This is a genomic window from Rudanella lutea DSM 19387 (assembly GCF_000383955.1).
GTDB lineage: Bacteria > Bacteroidota > Bacteroidia > Cytophagales > Spirosomataceae > Rudanella > Rudanella lutea.
Window position 1 is genome coordinate 2,052,229 of sequence record NZ_KB913013.1, and the last position, 17,567, is coordinate 2,069,795.

General features: G+C 56.0%; 17 protein-coding genes. 9 read left to right on the plus strand and 8 right to left on the minus strand.

Annotated features, from left to right (window positions below; all coding sequences use genetic code 11):
• Positions 1-360: 360 nt before the first annotated feature.
• The 3 genes from RUDLU_RS0108515 (at position 361) to RUDLU_RS0108525 (ending at position 1,710) form a co-directional block, all read left to right on the plus strand.
• On the plus strand, positions 361-798 hold the full coding sequence (locus RUDLU_RS0108515; RefSeq protein ID WP_019987949.1) for a hypothetical protein: 438 nt from the start codon (positions 361-363) through the stop codon (positions 796-798).
• A gap of 14 nt (positions 799-812) precedes the next feature.
• Positions 813-1,313 (plus strand): hypothetical protein, encoded by a 501-nt coding sequence (locus tag RUDLU_RS0108520; protein WP_019987950.1) that lies wholly within the window; start codon positions 813-815, stop codon positions 1,311-1,313.
• 157 nt (positions 1,314-1,470) lie between these two features.
• Positions 1,471-1,710 (plus strand): DUF3820 family protein, encoded by a 240-nt coding sequence (locus RUDLU_RS0108525; protein ID WP_019987951.1) that lies wholly within the window; start codon positions 1,471-1,473, stop codon positions 1,708-1,710.
• Positions 1,711-1,761: 51 nt separating this feature from the next.
• Here RUDLU_RS0108525 and RUDLU_RS30145 read toward each other — a convergent pair whose 3' ends face one another.
• Together RUDLU_RS30145 and RUDLU_RS0108535 are read right to left on the minus strand one after the other, a co-directional pair.
• Positions 1,762-3,228, minus strand: coding sequence for a DUF6600 domain-containing protein (locus RUDLU_RS30145; protein ID WP_211220203.1), 1,467 nt, complete (start codon positions 3,226-3,228; stop codon positions 1,762-1,764).
• A gap of 172 nt (positions 3,229-3,400) precedes the next feature.
• Entirely contained in the window at positions 3,401-4,849 is a 1,449-nt protein-coding gene (locus RUDLU_RS0108535; RefSeq protein WP_019987953.1) for a Gfo/Idh/MocA family protein, read from the minus strand.
• Between the two features lie 261 nt (positions 4,850-5,110).
• Between RUDLU_RS0108535 and RUDLU_RS0108540 the strand changes: the two genes are divergently transcribed.
• A complete protein-coding gene (locus RUDLU_RS0108540; RefSeq protein ID WP_052316742.1) occupies positions 5,111-5,548 on the plus strand; it encodes a DUF4345 domain-containing protein in 438 nt (145 codons plus the stop codon).
• A 323-nt stretch (positions 5,549-5,871) separates the two neighbouring features.
• Here RUDLU_RS0108540 and RUDLU_RS0108545 read toward each other — a convergent pair whose 3' ends face one another.
• Positions 5,872-6,918 (minus strand): sensor histidine kinase, encoded by a 1,047-nt coding sequence (locus RUDLU_RS0108545; protein WP_245581643.1) that lies wholly within the window; start codon positions 6,916-6,918, stop codon positions 5,872-5,874.
• A gap of 399 nt (positions 6,919-7,317) precedes the next feature.
• Here RUDLU_RS0108545 and RUDLU_RS0108550 point away from each other — a divergent pair, with 399 nt between their 5' ends.
• A complete protein-coding gene (locus RUDLU_RS0108550; RefSeq protein ID WP_019987956.1) occupies positions 7,318-8,778 on the plus strand; it encodes a right-handed parallel beta-helix repeat-containing protein in 1,461 nt (486 codons plus the stop codon).
• A 108-nt stretch (positions 8,779-8,886) separates the two neighbouring features.
• Here the strand turns inward: RUDLU_RS0108550 and RUDLU_RS0108555 are convergent, their stop codons facing one another.
• Entirely contained in the window at positions 8,887-9,672 is a 786-nt protein-coding gene (locus RUDLU_RS0108555) for a DUF2490 domain-containing protein (protein WP_019987957.1), read from the minus strand.
• A gap of 218 nt (positions 9,673-9,890) precedes the next feature.
• On the opposite strand from RUDLU_RS0108555, the gene RUDLU_RS0108560 reads away from it, so the two are divergent.
• From RUDLU_RS0108560 to RUDLU_RS0108570, 3 genes are all read left to right on the plus strand, one after another.
• Positions 9,891-11,000, plus strand: coding sequence for a sensor histidine kinase (locus tag RUDLU_RS0108560; protein WP_019987958.1), 1,110 nt, complete (start codon positions 9,891-9,893; stop codon positions 10,998-11,000).
• Positions 11,001-11,087: 87 nt separating this feature from the next.
• Complete coding sequence (locus tag RUDLU_RS0108565) at positions 11,088-12,209, plus strand: sensor histidine kinase (RefSeq protein WP_019987959.1); 1,122 nt, start codon at positions 11,088-11,090, stop codon at positions 12,207-12,209.
• Complete coding sequence (locus tag RUDLU_RS0108570) at positions 12,206-13,000, plus strand: LytR/AlgR family response regulator transcription factor (protein WP_019987960.1); 795 nt, start codon at positions 12,206-12,208, stop codon at positions 12,998-13,000. The genes RUDLU_RS0108565 and RUDLU_RS0108570 overlap by 4 nt, the downstream gene beginning before the upstream one ends.
• An 8-nt stretch (positions 13,001-13,008) precedes the next feature.
• On the opposite strand, the gene RUDLU_RS0108575 is transcribed toward RUDLU_RS0108570, so the two are convergent.
• From RUDLU_RS0108575 to RUDLU_RS0108585, 3 genes are all read right to left on the minus strand, one after another.
• Positions 13,009-13,563, minus strand: coding sequence for a dihydrofolate reductase family protein (locus tag RUDLU_RS0108575; protein WP_019987961.1), 555 nt, complete (start codon positions 13,561-13,563; stop codon positions 13,009-13,011).
• Positions 13,564-13,638: 75 nt separating this feature from the next.
• Positions 13,639-14,559, minus strand: coding sequence for a sugar phosphate isomerase/epimerase family protein (locus RUDLU_RS0108580; protein ID WP_019987962.1), 921 nt, complete (start codon positions 14,557-14,559; stop codon positions 13,639-13,641).
• 59 nt (positions 14,560-14,618) lie between these two features.
• Positions 14,619-15,701: a Gfo/Idh/MocA family protein gene (locus RUDLU_RS0108585; RefSeq protein WP_027302889.1), complete on the minus strand. Its 1,083-nt coding sequence runs from the start codon at positions 15,699-15,701 to the stop codon at positions 14,619-14,621.
• Between the two features lie 160 nt (positions 15,702-15,861).
• Between RUDLU_RS0108585 and RUDLU_RS0108590 the strand changes: the two genes are divergently transcribed.
• The gene (locus RUDLU_RS0108590; protein WP_019987964.1) at positions 15,862-16,380 is read left to right on the plus strand and encodes a GreA/GreB family elongation factor; all 519 of its coding nucleotides are present in this window, start codon (positions 15,862-15,864) and stop codon (positions 16,378-16,380) included.
• Positions 16,381-16,491: 111 nt separating this feature from the next.
• On the opposite strand, the gene RUDLU_RS0108595 is transcribed toward RUDLU_RS0108590, so the two are convergent.
• A complete protein-coding gene (locus RUDLU_RS0108595; protein ID WP_019987965.1) occupies positions 16,492-17,565 on the minus strand; it encodes a hypothetical protein in 1,074 nt (357 codons plus the stop codon).
• Between the last annotated feature and the right edge of the window lie 2 nt (positions 17,566-17,567).

Consider the following 17,567-nt stretch of genomic DNA (forward strand, 5'->3'; position numbering starts at 1 on the left):
TTAAACAGGAATAAACACTTTACTTTATCAAAAATAGTAATGCGTTGGCAAGTAATCCTACGCACAAGTAAATCATATTTACTTAAGAGATACAATTTTACCTCAAAATGCTCCGATTAGATAAGAAATAATCTCGATTAGGGCCTAATCAGGCCAGATTCGAGCCAAATTGACTTATCAAACTGTTTCCGTAGTACCTTTGCGCACCCTACCCAAGAAAAGATTACCCGGTTAGATCACAAAGGCAGCAAGGAATCGGGCAAGCCATATTTGTATGGCTTAATTCCCCAACATTCGGTCTGAACTCAGGTTCTACCACTAATCGACATTTGTAAGCGTTTCAGAATAACCAATCGCAGTATGAATGAATGGGAAAGAGCAACACCATCGGTGATCACTAAACCTACCGAACAGCTTGCGCTTTATGATCGCTACGGTTCAATAGCTTACGGCGTTATTCTCCAGATATTACCCCAGGCCGCACAGGCACAGGAGGTAATGATCGAGTTGTTTACATCGACCGACTTACTGAAGGCACCAAATCCGACCGGAAACATGGCCCTTACCATTATTCGGTTGGCACGGACCAAAGCGCTTGAAGCCAAGGCCCGTCTGGGCGCACCGCTTCTACAGTCGATTGACCCCAATGCAGCGAAAGCGAACTTACCCGAGACCGTATTCGACCTTTCGTTTCGGCAAGGGTACTCTATCGAGGCCATTGCCGAGAAGTTACAGCTCACCAAGGCTGAGGTTCTCAAGGCTATTCACGACTACTCCATCGCGTTCCGTCAGGCTTAACTGTATTCACAACATTGAAAACGAGCGAATATCAAACGAGTGGCATTCTGGAAGCTTACCTGCTGGATCTGGTTTCGGAAACTGACCGGCGGGATGTTGAGCAAATGATCAGTACCCACCCCGACCTGCAACAGTACATGGTTCAACTGTCGGGGCAATTGGCGGCTCAGTTTGGGCAGGGCCTAGTGCCTCCTCCGCCGAGCCTCCGGGAGCAGATCGCCCTCCGCACTGAGCCGCAGACCGTAAAACCGTACGAGGGGCCGTACGAACGGCGCGAGAGCAAACGCACAAACGGTACCGACGCTAACAAATCGGATTACGTGGATGTGCAGGTGAGCAACACCCACATTCAGGTGCACAAATACTGGCGGGCGGCCTTTATCGCCGTGTTTATCCTATCGAAAATCTTTCTGGTTTTTGGTCTCTACTACTATTTCAAGGCACAATCACAAGCCGAAGAAATCCAGCGGCTCAACCAGCAGATGCAACAAACGCCCATAACGGCCCCGCGCTAATCAACTGATTAAGAGCACTTATCATCTTTTACTGAGTTCCATTAAACACGCGAACGCATACATTAAACGCCAACGGAGCGGCTTATGGCCGCTCCGTTGGCGTTTAATTGCCTCTGATTCGGGAACCCAACCGATCCGCTTTCCCTTTCCCGTCTGTATGACACCCGACAATACTGCCCCCGGCGACCCAAACATTTTGCTGGAGTTACTGCATTACCAGATGCCTTTTGGTAAATACAAGGGCCGGCGACTGCGTGAGTTGCCGGTGACTTATCTGGAGTGGTTTGCCCAAAAAGGGTTTCCGCCCGGCAAACTCGGTATGCTCCTGCAAACGCTCTACGAGATCCGGCTTAACGGCCTCGACTACCTCCTCGACGAGCTACAAAAAAGACGGTAAGCCCAGTGGGCTTACCGTCTAGCACTTGGTTTCACTAAATAATCAGGTTGTTTATCGTGGACCGCGCGAGCCGCCCCGGTTTCCAGCGCCTTCGGCCGGTGTGGGCTGGGTGGGCTCCCCACCCCGGTTACGCTGCTCAAAGCCACCCATCCGCTGCGGCTGTTCGCCGGTAGCGGTGCGGTCGGCCTCGGATTGCCCATTTCCGGGGGTAGGGCGGTTGTACTCAGGACGGGGCGACTCCGGCCGATTGTATTCCGGGCGGGCCGGGGCAGGTTGGCCGGCGTCGGGACGGTTATAGCCGGGGGCGTCATAACGGGGCCGATTCTCAGGCGCACCTCCCCCACCCGGCTGGCTGTTACGCCAGTTGTCGCGGTTCCGGTTGTCGTCGCGCCGGGGGTTAGCCTCGCCGGTTTGCGGTTGCGGGGCTGGTTCTGGGCGTTGTGCCCGCTCCCAGGCCCGTTGGGGCGACTCAACCCGATCAATTTTATCAGGCACCGGATTGTTTACCGGTGGTTCATAGCGATTTCGATTCTGACCGCCCGGCGTAGTATCGCCCCGGGGGCCATACTGCCGGTTCTCGTAGTTAGGCCGATTGTATTCGGGTCGGTTGTCGCGGGGATTGGGCGTGTACGTGCCGCGTGAGTACTCCCGACGGTTGTCGTTCCGGTTTCCATCAGCGCGCCAGTTGCGGTTGCGGTCCATGTCGGGCCGGTACATACCTAACGAGTTCTGACGGATCACATCGCGGCCGGGCCGACCACCGTGCTCAAGCCGGTACACGGGTACACTCCGGCGGGTTACGTACTCGATTTCTTCCCGACGGGGCCCGTAGTTATACGAGCGGTTGTTCACCCGGTACACGTTGTTGATGATAGTTGTGCTTTGGTACACATTGACCACGCGGGGCCGGGGTACACAGTAGCTGTACAACCGCGGACTGGTAATGTACATTTGGGGAACAAACGTCCACCAGCTTGGCGGAATGTTAACATTCACGTTGATATTGAGACCGGGGCCCAGCGGAGCCCAGCCGTAATAGCCGCCACCCGAACGCCAGCTAACCCAGGCCGGTGCCCATTCGTAGCCCGGTACCCACGCCCACCGGTTATACCGATCAAGAAACCAGCGGCCATAATGAAACGGAGCCCACCCCCAGGCGTAGTTAGACACCCAAGTGTTGCCGTACTCGGTCATGACCCAATAGCCATTACTGACGTAGGGCTGAAAACCCCGGTCGACGTCGGGAATCCAGACGGTGCCGTACTCCGGCGTATTAACCCACTGGCCGTAAGGAGCCAGGTCATCGTAAAAGCCATCGTTCGGGCCGTAAGGGTCGTCGTATGGCCGGTTGTAGTACCCTGGCTGGTCGTAGTCGGGCCGGCCGTAACCGGGTTGACCGTATCCCGGCCGACCATACCCCGGTTGGCCGTACCCCGGTTGGGCAAAAGCGGTGGCGGCTCCCACCAGGTTGAGCGCAACGCCAACCAACGTTATCCAGAATGTGCCTGCTCGTTTCATTACCTTGTTGTTGTGGGACATTTACTGATTAGAGTGATAGCCGGGGCAAACGTTTAATCCGCTGATAAAAAATAAGATACTGCCGCTACGAGCCGGGATTGACCACCCAAAAAAAGCACTGGGCTGTAGTCTGACGACCACAGCCCAGTGCTTTTTTCAAACCAGACGTATATTACACAGGGTTACCGATCTTCATCCGGACGGGATCCCAGGTAACGATTTTCTTCTGGAAGTAGCTGATGTTGCCGCACTGCGTGGGGCCGCACGCCCGAAGACCAAACGTGGCATCTTCGATGTTGGGCTTATTGCTGCGAATCGAGTCGAAGAAGTTCACGAAGTGCTCGTACCGGTCGCCTTTATAGTCTTTGGGCACCATGTATTTAAACTCTTTCGGGCCTTCCATTTCGGGGCGGTTGGGGTACATTTTGTTGTACTCCGCCACAAATAGCTCCTTCTGATCTTTCGGGAAGTTGTCGACCGACATACCCGGTGCTTTCGGGAATTTGTTTTTGCGCACGGTCAGGCTATCCCAACCAATAGAGAGGTCGCCTTCGGTACCTACCAAACGCACCAGATAGTTACCGCCACCGCCATCCACAAAGTTAGAGCGCGTAGTCAGGTTAAACTCCGGATGTTCGGCTGTTTTGGGGTAATCGTAGATACTCAGCTGAATATCAGGCACATCGCGGCCGTCTTTCCAGTAGCGTGTACCTCCGCTTGAGTACACTCGCGTGGGCCCGAGCGACCCCGTAATGGTGTGCAGGGTTGTGAGCAGGTGCACGTACAGATCACCCGCGATACCCGTGCCGTAGTCCTGATAGTTACGCCACCGGAAAAACCGGAGCGGGTCCCACGGGCGCTTGGGCGCACTGCCGAGGTAGGTATCCCAATCGACTGTCTGGGGCGATGCATCGGGCGGAATAGAGTACTGCCATGCGCCGAGGGCACTATGACGGTCGTACTGAGCCTCCACAAAAACCAACTCGCCGATATCGCCGGCCTTCAGAAGCTCCTTTGCTTTTGAGACGATGATAGACGAGGCAAACTGGCTACCGACCTGGAAGATCTTGCCCGTTTCTTTCGCTACTTTAATCAGGGTATGGCCGTCCTCCACCTTTTGCACCATCGGCTTCTCACAGTACACGTGCTTGCCTTTGCGCATGGCGTCGGTCGATATTTTCTCGTGCCAGTGATCGGTAGTGGCGTTGATGACCACATCGATGTCTGAGCGGTCGATCAGCTCGCGGTAGTCGCGGGTGGTGGTCAGGCCAGTGCCCCAAAGCTCCTTGGCCCGGCGCAACCGACCATCGTACAGGTCGCAGGCGGCTACCATCTCTATCCCGTCGACCATGAGGGCCGTTTGGGTATCGCCAATGCCCATACCACCCGTTCCGATGAGGGCGAGTCGCATTTTGCTATTGGCCGCCGTACTGGCGTGGTTTTTCACCAGATTCAGGTACTGCGTAGTAGGTGCCCCGGCTGCATTGGCGCCGGTGAGCGCTGCAGGTACGGCAGCAGCTCCTACACCGAGGGTTTTCAGAAACGAACGGCGGGTAGCTTCGCCACGGGCATTCGTGGATAGGTTGTTCGGATTGGTCGACTGCTTATCGCTGTTTTCCATCAGTTGACTTGGTTTTTTCAATAAGATAAAGGCGGGGTTGTTCAGAAACTCACCACTTTTTCAAAGATAGCCGTTGCGGGTCAAATCACGTAGCCCGGCCCGATTGTTTCGTCTGCGCTGCCGGTCGGGCGCAAATTACCCTACCCGCTATACGTGTATTTTACACAATTGAACCGGTATGTTTTGCATTTCAGGTACATAGGGCTGTTGGGGCGTTGTGCGTATAGCCAACTTTACGCTGTTCACTAACTGGTATGTACCATGCTTTCTTTTTTGTCAACAAACCGCCCAAACGCGTATCAACAACGCTCTATCCTACTTATTTGCACTCGTCTGCTCATCGGCCTTACGGCCTTCGGTATAGCGTCGGTAGCAGCTATGGCCTTCGCCAATCCGCAGGATGTAATGAGTCTGGTGGGTGTACACTTGCCTAATCCTGACGCCTACAGTTCGATCCGGGGTGTGTATGGTGGAGCCGGGCTGACCATTACGCTCTGGCTCGTGTATCTGGCCGCCCAGCAACCCCGGCAAGGGCTGATTTTTGTCGCTGTTTTGTGTGGGCTATACGCGCTGTCGCGGTTGATTACCCAACTAACTGAAGGACCTTTGGGCGACTTTGGCTACCAATGGATGCTGATCGAAAGCACGCTATGTGGATTGGCGTTGGTACTACTGGCCCTTACCCGGCGGCATAATTGAGAACGGCTATTAGTCCGGGGCCTTCTGGCATTGGCCGTCGACCACCCCCTCCTTAATTCAAGGAGGGGGTGGCTTACCAGACCAGCCATGAATGTTTAGATGCACCACTATGCTGGGCACCTAAGTGAATGTACTATGAATAATGCACAATAGCCAATAGATTACCCTGCTGATTATCAGCTAATTAATTAGTCATTCTTCACTATACATTTTGTCCTAGCACTTATAAGCCAAATCATTAATTATTGATCAAGGAGTTATCTCCGTTCATCTCTTTGGGCTAAGGGAAAGCAAAGAACCTGTAGCCACGCTACATGACTCCCTTAAACAGTTACCGGTGTCAGTAGCGGCAGCGTTACACTGAAGCGGTTGTTGGTTTCTTCGACGGTCACATCTGCCCGGCTTACCATCTGGTACTTGGCAATCAAGGTCGATAGACCATCCCGATCCATCGCTACGGTCCGGGTACGGTGCTGTCGGTTATTGACCACCCGCAAGGCTCCGTCTGCCTCTACCTCTATCCGAATCACGAGCGGACTACCGGGCAACATGGCGTTGTGTCGGATGGCGTTGTCGATAAGCGTTTGTAAGCTCAGGGCGGGTAACTGACTGTCGGTTTTGGCGGGCGAGTTGGGTACGATGATACACAGGCTCCGGCCATACCGGGTATGCAGCAGCTCGGCGTATGTTCGGATAAAATCGAGTTCGGCGGAGAGCGGAACGACGGGTTGCGAACCGGCCTGCAACATGTACCGGTACACCCGTGCAAGATCGTCGACAAAGCGTTCTGCCTGCCGGGGGTCTTCGCCAATCAGAGCCGATACCGAGCTGAGGCTGTTGAACAGAAAATGCGGGTTTACCTGCCCTTTCAACGCATCGAGTTTGTGCTGGAGGGCCGCCTGCTGCAGTCGCTCGGTTTCAGTTTGGTTCAGCCGCCACTGCTCAAACGAGTAAAATAACCCCAGCGCCGTGCAGAGCAAGACATCAAACAAAGCCCCCAGCCACCAGACAGGCCGTATCGTGTCCAGGTCGAACCGCACCCCCGTAATGGGGACGAGGCTGTACACCCACACATCGAAAACGGCCAAAACGACCGTCAGGGCACCTACTGCCAGCAACATACTGAGCAAGCGTAACCGGGTTTGACTCAGACACGGGTAACGGGTGATGATCCGCCGGATCACCAGCGTGAGCGTAATCACCGCAAACCAGTACAGAATGAAGATAAGACCCGTACCAACGGCAAACGTGCGCGCATCGGCCAGATAACGGGGCCCGATTAGCAGCCAGTTACCGACCGGAAGCAGCACCGGCATCATGGCTAGGTGGTACCACCATTCGTAAGTCGAAAAGAATTGGGGGCGTTTCACAACACAAAGAGCAGAGGAAGGGGATAGAATAGTCGAATATAAGCCAGCTCTGCCCGCACCTACTCTACGGGCTGAATTGACTGCTCAAAATTCGGTGCGAATTGAACGAAATAGGCCGTGAATTGTACCAATGGCCTAAAGAACCTTTTGAACGGTTAACACCTTTTTAATTTCCTCGTAGATTGGCCTCTGTACGACCCAACGTAGCGACGCCCGGCCTACGTGGCCCGGCCTACGCGGCTCAGGGTACAGTTCAGTTGGGGCTTCTTTCAGTTCGGGGGCTCGGGTCCGCAATTCAGGCGGTGTGCAGTTCCGAAAACGGGGGGCGGGCGCCCAATTTTGGGGTGTCGGCACAACCGCCGGTGAGTACCTCGTTCAAACAAACAGTAAACAACAACCATGCAACGCCCTTCCCTTTTTGCCACCTTGTTGGCCCTTTCGGTCGCTACGCTGAGTAGCTGTAAAAAAGAGCCCGAAGTCGCTCCTACCCCAACGTCGCTCACGGCCCGCGCCGGGGCCGATCAGGCCGTATTGCCCGAACAGGCCGTCGCCCTCGACGGCTCAGCCTCTACCGGCTCAGGCACACTCGCTTACCAATGGGCGGTGGTTCGTAAGCCACAGCGCAGCACCCTCACGCTCGGAGGAGCCTCCACGCCCAAAGCCACCTTCACCCCCGATATTGTGGGCGAATACGAACTCGAACTAACCGTGTCGAGCGGGGCAACTAAAAGCCAGGACCGTGTGGTGGTCCGGGCCGAACAAACCGGGCCGCTTACACTCAGCAGTGAGGTAAAGACCCAAACCCGTCTGAAAGATCGTTTGATTGACCCGTCCCAACCCGACTACATTGTGTCGCGGGATCTGGCTATTTCGGCCGAGCTGAGTATCGACCCCGGCGTAACGGTCGCTTTTGAACGCAACACGGCGATAAATCTTAAGTACGAGGGAACGCTGATTGCCGAGGGCACCGCCGATAGTCCGATTCGGTTTACGGGTGTGAAACCAGAGAGGGGCTTCTGGGCGGGCATTGCCAATTATTCGCCCAGTACGGCCAATAAACTGGCGTTTGTTCAGATTCAGTATGCCGGCAGCCGGGGGCTCCTTAGTTCAACTAAAGCGGGGCTTTCGCTATTCGGCCCTAACAAGGCCCTGATGGCCCTGGCCAACTGCCAACTAAACGATACCGACGGCTACGGCCTGTATGTGCAGGAAGGGTCGGTGCTGCGCAGTTTTGCCCGCAATAGCTTCCGCAACAACACCGAAGCGGGCGTTATTATTGATGCCTACAACGCGGCCCTGCTCGACGCAGCCTCAACCTTTACCGGCGGCAACACCCGCAACGTGGTGGAGGTGCTGGCGTCGGCTATCCGGGGCACTGCCGACCTGACCTGGGTCGCTTTGGCCGACAAAACACCGTACCGACTACTGGGGAATCTGGCGGTTGAGGCCGGCTGGATACTGAAACCGGGTGTTACGGTCGAACCGGCCCGCGATGCCATCATCAACGTAAACCGCGACGGCTACATTTCGGCCAAAGGTACCCCCGACCAGCGCATAACGTTTACGGGTTCGGCCACCGGATCAGGGCACTGGAAAGGCATCATGATTTACTCGGTGAGCAACCTGAATACCCTCGAACAGGTCGACATCAGCGGGGCTGGCAGCTCGGTAATGGCCTCGGGCAAGCGGGCGGCCGTGGGGGTGTTCGGAGCCGGGGCCAAACTAACCATCAAGAACTGCCGCATTACCAACAGCGGTGGCTATGGTATTGCCCACACGCCCAACGCCGAACTCAACAGCGATGCCGGTACGCTCAACACCTTCAGCGGCAACGCGCAGGGCAACGTGGCCCAGTTTTAAGGGATCGGCCCGGCGGCAGGCCGGGCTATACAATCAAACGGGGTTGCCTTTGCTGTCGGAACGGTAGGGGCAACCCCGTTTTTTCGGTCCGAAACGTCAATCTGGCCGCTACTGACCAAAATCAAGTGTATGGTTGAGATTGAGCCGAAAGCCGTTGTTGATTTCGAACACGGGTCGACCCGAAACGGGGTCGAGGTCGGCATGTTGGAGTACCTGATTGAGGAAATTTAGTTCGATTTGCAGGGCATCAGAGACCTGATAGCCCAACCCGGCCGACAGCCGGTTCTGGTTGAATATGTTTTGTCCCACGTTTCGGCCAAAACCAATAAACACCTCATCGAAAAAGTTGAGATAAAACTCCCGATTATCGACTGTGGTGCCGTGCAGCGGCAGGTCGGCAGCTATCTGGTAGCGTATCCGGTTCTGAAACTCCCAGCCCGTAATCCGGCGCGGGTTGGGATCAGTTTGGCCAGCCAGCCAGCGTTGCTCCAGCCGAAACCGGTGCGTCAGGTTCAGCCGTCCGTAGGTTTCATCGAGCGACACATCGGCGTGAAGCCGGTGTTCGGGGTACGGCACGCCCCGGTCGGCCTGCGGATACTGCCCAAACGGAAACGTGACAAAGTAGGTGTATCCCCCGCCAAACGTAATCCGGTCAGAGGCCTTGTACGATGCCCCCAACCGGGCGAGCGACTGCTGCCAGGTCCGAATCAGGTCGATCCGGCGCCATTGGTACTCGGTCCGCAGGCTCCATTTCGGGTTGAGTTTATAGGCACCATTGTACACATACCAGCCAATAGACTGATGGTCGAGCAGGCGCTGCCCGTAGCCGGATTGACCAGCCAGCAGGCCGAGAGCCAGCAGCAGGGCGTAGCGGCAGGAATTGGAAAGAGTCATACATGCAAACGGGTTGAAGCAATACCCGCCAGTTAATAGACATTTTTCGGGGGGCAGGTGTTCACACGTTGAGCTGGCCCTGAGGACGATTTTACAGTTCATCCGCTTTTTCAGGCAATTCATGCATTCTGTTTCACAATTCGGAGCGGGTTGGCACGGGTACCTACTTCAGGCCGGGTACCTTTGAATAAGGGGCTGTTTGACCCCACCGGAACGCCATGCCCCGTTTGCTCACCCGTCTGGTTCAACTGTACACCCAACTCCGGCAGGACAATCTACGGCGCTACATCTATCTGTTTATGCTGCCGTGGTTCGTTCCTATTGTGACCTACCTCATTTTCGGGGAGATTATTTTGTCGGGCTGGGAAGCGTTTGTGAGCAGCAACGCCCTGATTCTGGTTTTGTCGGTGCTGGCCAACACGGCCGATACATACCTGCTCAAACGGGTCATTCGGGCCTACCCAGAGGCCGATCAGAGTGTACAACGGGTGGTCTGGATGACGCTGGCCTTCAGCCTCGTCAATATCAGCCTGGCCGAACTGACCCTGCGTGGACTCGACGCAACGCGGTTTCTGGCCTTTCGCTACGATCCCGAAACCAACATCTGGGTGTACAGCTTTGTGTTTGTGTCGAGCATTGTGGCCTCGGGGCTCATTGAAAGTGCGTACGCATTTATGCAGTGGCAAACTAATCAGCTCGACCGGCAGAATCTGGAACAGGAACACCTAAAACTAGCCCTGAGCACGCTCAAATCGCGCATTAACCCCCACTTTCTGTTTAACAGCCTCAACTCGGTGTCGGCCCTGATTACCGATGAACCCCAGCAGGCCGAAGAGTTTGTCGACGAACTTTCCAAAGTTTACCGGTATATGTTGCAGGCCAACAAAACGCCCCTGGTGGCTGTTGAGGCAGAACTCCGGTTTATCCGGTCGTATGTGCAGCTGCTCCATGTGCGCTACGGCAAAGCCCTTCGGGTCGATTTGCCCCCGCAAACCGGCCCGGCCGAGCGTGGCCTCCCCCCGCTAACCCTGCAACTCCTGATCGACGATATTATTCAGCACAACACGCTCATGGCGTCGCGGCCGTTGCAGATTCAAATCGAGTTTGTGGATGCCGACAGAATCGGTCTCCGGCACAACTGCCAGCCCCGTAGTGTCCGGGTGGATACGCAGCTGCCGGGCTTTGCCGATGTGCTGAAGCAGTATGAATCGGTGGGTGGGGCCGCCCCCCAGCGCGAACTCGGCCCGGCAGAGTGCCGAATTTACCTACCGCTCCTGCCCATTTCTGCGGGCTTTTATCCCAACCCAGTCACCAAAACAGGCAGTTGAGTCATGCATTCCGTGTGAGGCCCAACTGGCCTTCGTAATTTGCCATTGATCAGAGCCCAGTAAACTCCGCCCCTGAAATTAGCGCGTATGTCGTCGTTTGTAACCTCGTTGACCCGTACCTGGCGGTACCGACCCACCAAGCAGCTCAAGTGGCAGTTGCTGCTGGTGTTCCCGTGGTTCATTCCGCTGATTACGTACCTGCTCCTGGGGCCGCGCTACCTGCATCACCTGCCTACCTTTCTGGGGGCTACACTGCTCAACGCCCTGATTGGGCTCGGGTGCCAGATGATTTTGGACCTGATTACCCAACGCATTGCCCGGCGCTACGCCGAACTCGGCCAAACCGGCCAACGGCTGGGCCTACTCCTGCTGGCATTTATGACCATTACACCGGCCGTGATTCTGCTGGCCTTGTGGGCCTACGACCACTGGCATCTGTTTGGGTACTCAACCCAGCCGGGGACCACCGCCCGAATTTTGCTTTTCAACGTAATGATCAACGTAATTTCGGTCGGGACGTTTGAGAGCATGTATTCGCTCAACAAATGGCGGGAAAACATGCTCCAGAAAGAGCAGCTCAAAAAAGTGACCTTGCAGAGCCAGTACGAAAGCCTCAAGAATCAGGTGAACCCCCACTTTTTGTTCAATACCCTGAACTCGCTCTCGTCGCTCATTGCCGACGAACCCGAACGCGCCGAGCAATTTGTGGATGAGATGGCCAAGGTGTACCGCTACCTGCTCCAAACCAACCGGCGCACCGACGACGAAACCGACGGCGACCTGACTACACTGGCGGCCGAAATGGCGTTTATCCAGTCGTATTTTCACCTGCTCAAAACCCGCTACGGGGCTGGTATTCGGCTCGACGTAACGCTCCCTGAGGCCGACCTGGCCTGCCTGCTTCCTCCACTGACGTTGCAGATGCTGGTTGAAAACGCCGTGAAACACAACGTCATTCACCCCAATAAACCGCTGGTAATCGAGATTCGGTCGGAGGGCGAAGGCCGCTTGCTGGTGCGTAACAACCGGCAACCCAAAACCACCCGTGTCCTGAGCAATCAGGTCGGGCTGAGCAACATAACCGCTAAATACCGCCTGCTGGCTCAACGTCAGGGCGCTCCCGGTACTACGGCACCGGGCGTTGTTGTCGACGAAACCGACGGATTCTTTTCTGTCCATCTACCGCTTTTAACCCCAACATTATCATGAACGTACTGATTGTTGAAGACGAAGATTTAGCCGTTCGCAAACTCCGCAAGCTGGTGCAGGAGGTCGACCCTACGCTGGCCATTCAGGGCGTTACGTCGAGCATCGAAGACTCAGTCAACTGGTTGCAGAACCACCCCGCCCCCGACCTGATTTTCATGGATATTGAACTGGCCGACGGGCAGAGTTTCGAGATTTTTGAGCAGGTCGATATTCGCAGCCGGGTCATTTTCACGACTTCGTACGATGAATACGCCCTGCAAGCCTTCAAGGTCAACAGCATTGATTACCTGCTCAAGCCGATTCAGCGCGAAGATCTCCAGCGAAGCCTGAAAAAACTCCGCGACCTAATGCCCCTCAATGGCCGCCCCGATGCCCCCACCGACACGCCTGCGTTCAACATCGAAAAACTCCTGCGCGAGCTACAGGGTCAGGGCAATCCGGCGGGCCGGGAGTACCGCAAGCGATTTCTGGTAAAGCAGGGGCAGAAACTCCTGTCGGTGGAGGTCGGTGATATTCTGTACTTCTACACCGACGAGCGGTTCAGCTTTTTCAAAACCCGCTCGAACCAGAAGTTTCTGGTCGATTACACGCTCGACGAGCTGGCCGATTCGCTCGATCCGGGTCAGTTTTTCCGGGTCAACCGGGGATTAATCGTAACGCACAATGCCGTGGAGCAAATTCAGCCCTACTTCGGCAACCGGCTGGCCCTCACGCTCAGACCCGCGTTTGACAAGGAGGCCATTGTGAGCCGCGAAAAAGTAAGCGATTTTAAAGTCTGGATGGGAAAATAACCGCTACTCTAGGCGGTTCGGACCGTGTACCGGCTCTGTACAAAGCCGTTCGGGAAGGTGCGGGTTTCGGTATGGTGCAGGGCTATGTCGTGCCCGGTGGCCCCGAAGAGCGGAATACCCTCGCCCAGCAGCACCGGGATGCGGGTAATGGTCAGCTCATGCACCAGCCCGGCCGCCAGAAACCCCTGAATGGTGAGGCCACCGTCGAGGTACACCTGCCGAACACCGCGCTCGCTTAATTGCGCCACCAGCTCGGCCGGGGGCAGGTGCGTTACCTCCACCTCGTGCGCCAGTGCGGGCGGGATGGCGGGTTGTTTGCTGCTCAGAATCACCATGCGTTTGCCCCGGTACGGCCACTCGCCCCCAAAACCGAGCACCGTTTCGTAGGTATTCCGGCCCATGACGATCATATCCACCGAATCCATAAACGACTGATAGCCGAAGTCTTCACCATCGATCTGATAATCAGGATGAGTCAGCCAGTCGATAGCTCCATCGGTCCGGGCAATGAATCCGTCGAGGCTGGTAGCGATAAATACCGAAATGTTGGGCGTTGAGGTCATGGTTGTTTGGGATTAGTGTAAGACAAGTTTCTTTTTTGGCAAGCCTGCCGTAATGAACTTGTCTCACCCCCGGCTCTACGAAGCCAGCAGGGCCGTACGGACCTTTTCGTAAAATACGGGTACTTTCTGGCGCGGGTCGCCTTTGCCGAGCGTTTCAATGGGCAGATACCCCCGATACCCCGACTGCCGCACAATTTGCATAATCTTGCCCAGGTCGGTTTCAGTCTCTTTCCCATTCACAAACAACTTCTCCTTGATTTGCCAGGTAGCCGCCTGGGGAGCCACCTGCGCAATCTGAGCGTATGGGTCACCCGTACGGAAGCTGCCAATGTCCAGGTTAGCCGCAAACCAGTCGGAGTTGATGCGATTCAGAAGCTCCAGCATGTGATCGGCTGTTTCGATGAAGTCGGCATGATTTTGCAGGCCAAGCATCACCCCCCGTTTGGCCCCGTACGCTACGCACTCGTCAATAGCTTCCAGCATGTACTCGGTCACCTCCTCGCGCATCAGTTCCGGCTGAACCCGTAGCCCCGAAAAGATACGCAGAATAGGTGCATCCAGTTTAGCGGCTACGTCGATCCAGGTTTTCACCAGGTCAATCTCCTCTTTTCGATGAATGGGGTCAGCCAGCGAGAAATCATTGCGAACACCCGTGCCGCTGATGTCCAGGCCCAGCCGAAACGCCTTTCGTTTGAGCGCGTAGATATAGCTATCGGGCGGGGCAGCCGGATACCCCGGAAAATAATAGCCCGTCGGGTCGACGGCATCAAACCCCACGTCGGAGCAAAAAGCCAGCACATCGTCGAGCGTCATCGATTTTCGGGTCAGCGGCTCGTTGAACGAATACAGATTACAACTGATCTTCAACGGCCCGCGCCGGGCAGGGTCAATACGGCTCGCCCGCTGGGTATCTGCAGCGGGCGAGCCGCCCAAAAGTGGCATTCCCAGGGCAACGGATTTGACAAAAGCCCGCCGGTCGGGTCGACGCTCGTTCATAACAGGAAGGTGTTTACCCGAAAAGCGTGCAACTGAACGGGTTTACCGGGCAACGCATCTTACAACCGCACTACCTCGCCCGTGCGTACGCTCTCGTCGCAGGCGAAGGCAATGCGCAGTGAGTTAACGGCATCGGCCAGGTGATCGGTCAGGTCGAGGTTCTCCCGAATCGACTTGAGGAAATACCGCTGCTCGCGGTTGCAAAGCTCCTGATGGTCGGGTTCGTCGGTCAGGTCGATCCACTCGTCGGGTTGGGTAAACTCGTCGTTGGCGTCGATCTCCGCGCGGTGTACCCGCAGTGATTCGGTTTTGGTGTGGGCGTCCACATTGTCGGAGTTACCAACAGCGCCCGCGTTTTTAGCCACGATAGACACGCAGCCGTTCGGCCCGATCACATCTTTCACAAAAAAAGCCGTTTCGCTCATCATGGGGCCCCAACCGGCTTCGTACCAGCCCACCGATCCATCGTCAAACCGGATTTGCAGTTGGCCGTAATTGTAGTTGTCGGCCGGAATATCGTTAGTCAGCCGGGCGCCGATGGCACTCACCCAAACGGGTTTCGAGCGGGTCATCTGGCACATCACATCAATGTAGTGAACGCCACAATCCACAATTGGGCTGAGCGATTTCATCAGGTTGCGGTGCACGGTCCACATGTAGCCGTGGCTCTGCTGATTCAGGTTCATGCGCATCACGAGCGGCTTGCCCAACTGCTGGGCTTCCTGCACGAACCGCTCCCACGAGGGATGCACCCGCAGAATATACCCGACAACCACCTTCCGGTCGGCTTTCAAGGCCGCTTCGACCACGCGCTCAGCTCCTTCGACGGTGTCGGCCAGGGGTTTTTCGATAAAGACGTGACAACCGGCTTCGAGCGCCATAATGGCAAACTGCTCGTGGGTATCGGGGTAGGTGGAGATACAAACCGCATCGGGGCGGGTTTCGGCGAGGGCCGTGGCGTAATCGTCGAAGAGCGGGTAGCCACCGCCGAGTTTTTCGTTCAGAACATGCTTGCTCTTACCGGTCGAAACGATACCGCAAATTTCGAAGCCGTCGAGAAGCTGGTAAGCCTGCGCGTGCGACGCGCCCATATTGCCGCAGCCCACCACGAGGACACGGATTGGAGAGGGTTGAGAGGTCATGTGACAAAGATAGGGAACTGGACTAAAACAGGACCAACTGAGGTCCGGTAACGTTCCCCGACGGGTTGCGGGCGTACCATCGATTTCTGCAACAACCGGTCGGGTACGGGGTTTTTAGGGATAAAAGCAGACATCACCCCTTTTTTCCTTTGTCTTTCCGATGAGCCGCGCCTTCCTCAAAAACGAAACCGCCGACGACCCCGTTGTGATTCCGGCCCGGGCTCCGTTGCCACCCGGCGTTACCAATTACGTGACACCCCGGGGGCTATCACTACTCCGCACCGAGTTGGCCGATCTGGAAGCCGAGCGGTTGCGGCTGCAAACGGACGAGCCCGACGAAACCGAGCGAACCCGCCAATTGGCGCTCACCAACGGCAAAATAGCGGCACTCAACAGCCGCATAGCGAGTGCCACCGTGGTTCATCCGCACGACCACGTCGACGATCCGGTAGTTCGGTTTGGCGCAACCGTAACGCTGACAAGCCGGACGGGATCGGCTACGACGCGCCAGTTGACCATTGTGGGGGTCGATGAGGCCGACGCTACGCAGGGGCGCATTGCCTTCACGGCTCCTTTGGCTCGCAGTATGCAAGGCAAACGCGTTGGCGACACCATTACCCTCCGCAGCCCACGCGGAAATGAGGAGTTCGAGATTCAGAGTCTATCATTTACAGCGTGAATCGGCTCCGGCTATCCGTTTCCAAACAGAATTGATTGGTACACAGATCGAACCGGATAAAACAGATCCAAGCGAATTCTCCTTTCTCCCTTTTCCCTTTTCCCTTCTCCTTTACTCCATTTCCTCCCCTTCTATCCAATACTCCGCCACCAGTGCCCAGCAATGCGCTTCGCAAACCCAGCGCATCTGCACAAACGGACTGCCTGCCCATCGGTTCAGGAGTGGGTGCTCGTAGGCGGTAAGCATCCCGGCAATGAAGAAATGAAACGTTTCGAACGACTGTTCGATCTGGGTCAGGTCGAGCGGGGGCGGGTTATCGCCAAGCCGACGCAGGGTGGTCGACAGAATGACCCTGTCCATCGGGTGGGTAGCCCGAACGAGTTGAGCACGGGCATCGGCCAGGAGCTGAGGCTGCACGGCTTCCAGTTCGGCCGGGCGAAAGGCAACGAGTAGCCGGACCAGATGATACAAAATCAAGGGCGTTCGGGCGTAGTGCGGGGCACAGCGAAACGGCTGGGTTACGTACTGGCCCAAACGTACCATATTGGCCAGTAGGGTCAGGCTGTCGGTGTCGTGCTCATTACGGGGTAAATCGTACCGGAAAATCAAATACAACAGGTTGCTCAGCGCGCAGGCATCGAAGTCGATGGGCATGTTTTTGCCGAACCAGGTCGAGTAAGCGCGCAGGTGCCGGTACTCGGCAAACGTATTCTGAATATGGAGCCGGGTGCCGTTGGCGTGTTGGGTCAGTTTGTCTTTTAGCCAAAGTAAGGTATCGGGCGAGGGTGAATGGGTCAGAAACACCATCGCTGTATCGTCGATATCGTCGGGAATACGAAAATGGTCGAACCGGTGGAGCAGCCGCCCGTTGGGGAAATGCCGAGACGGGCGCGTGGGCCAGAAGTTGTACGTATCCAGCCCGTCTTTGTTTTGAAAGGCGGGATACGCATTCGTAGCCCGAACCACTATCTGATCGATCAACTGTCCGCTTTCAGCCGAAACCCGGTCTCGAATCCCCTGCAACGTAAATAGGGTACAGGCCGTCAGAAACACATTGTTATCGGCCCGGCGGTAGCCTAACCATTGCGGTTGCACCCGGTATGCAGGAAACAGACCGGGCGAGAATCGCGAATCGGTATGCGATTGCAGGGCAGCCAGGTGAGCGATTATAGAGTCGGGAGACATGC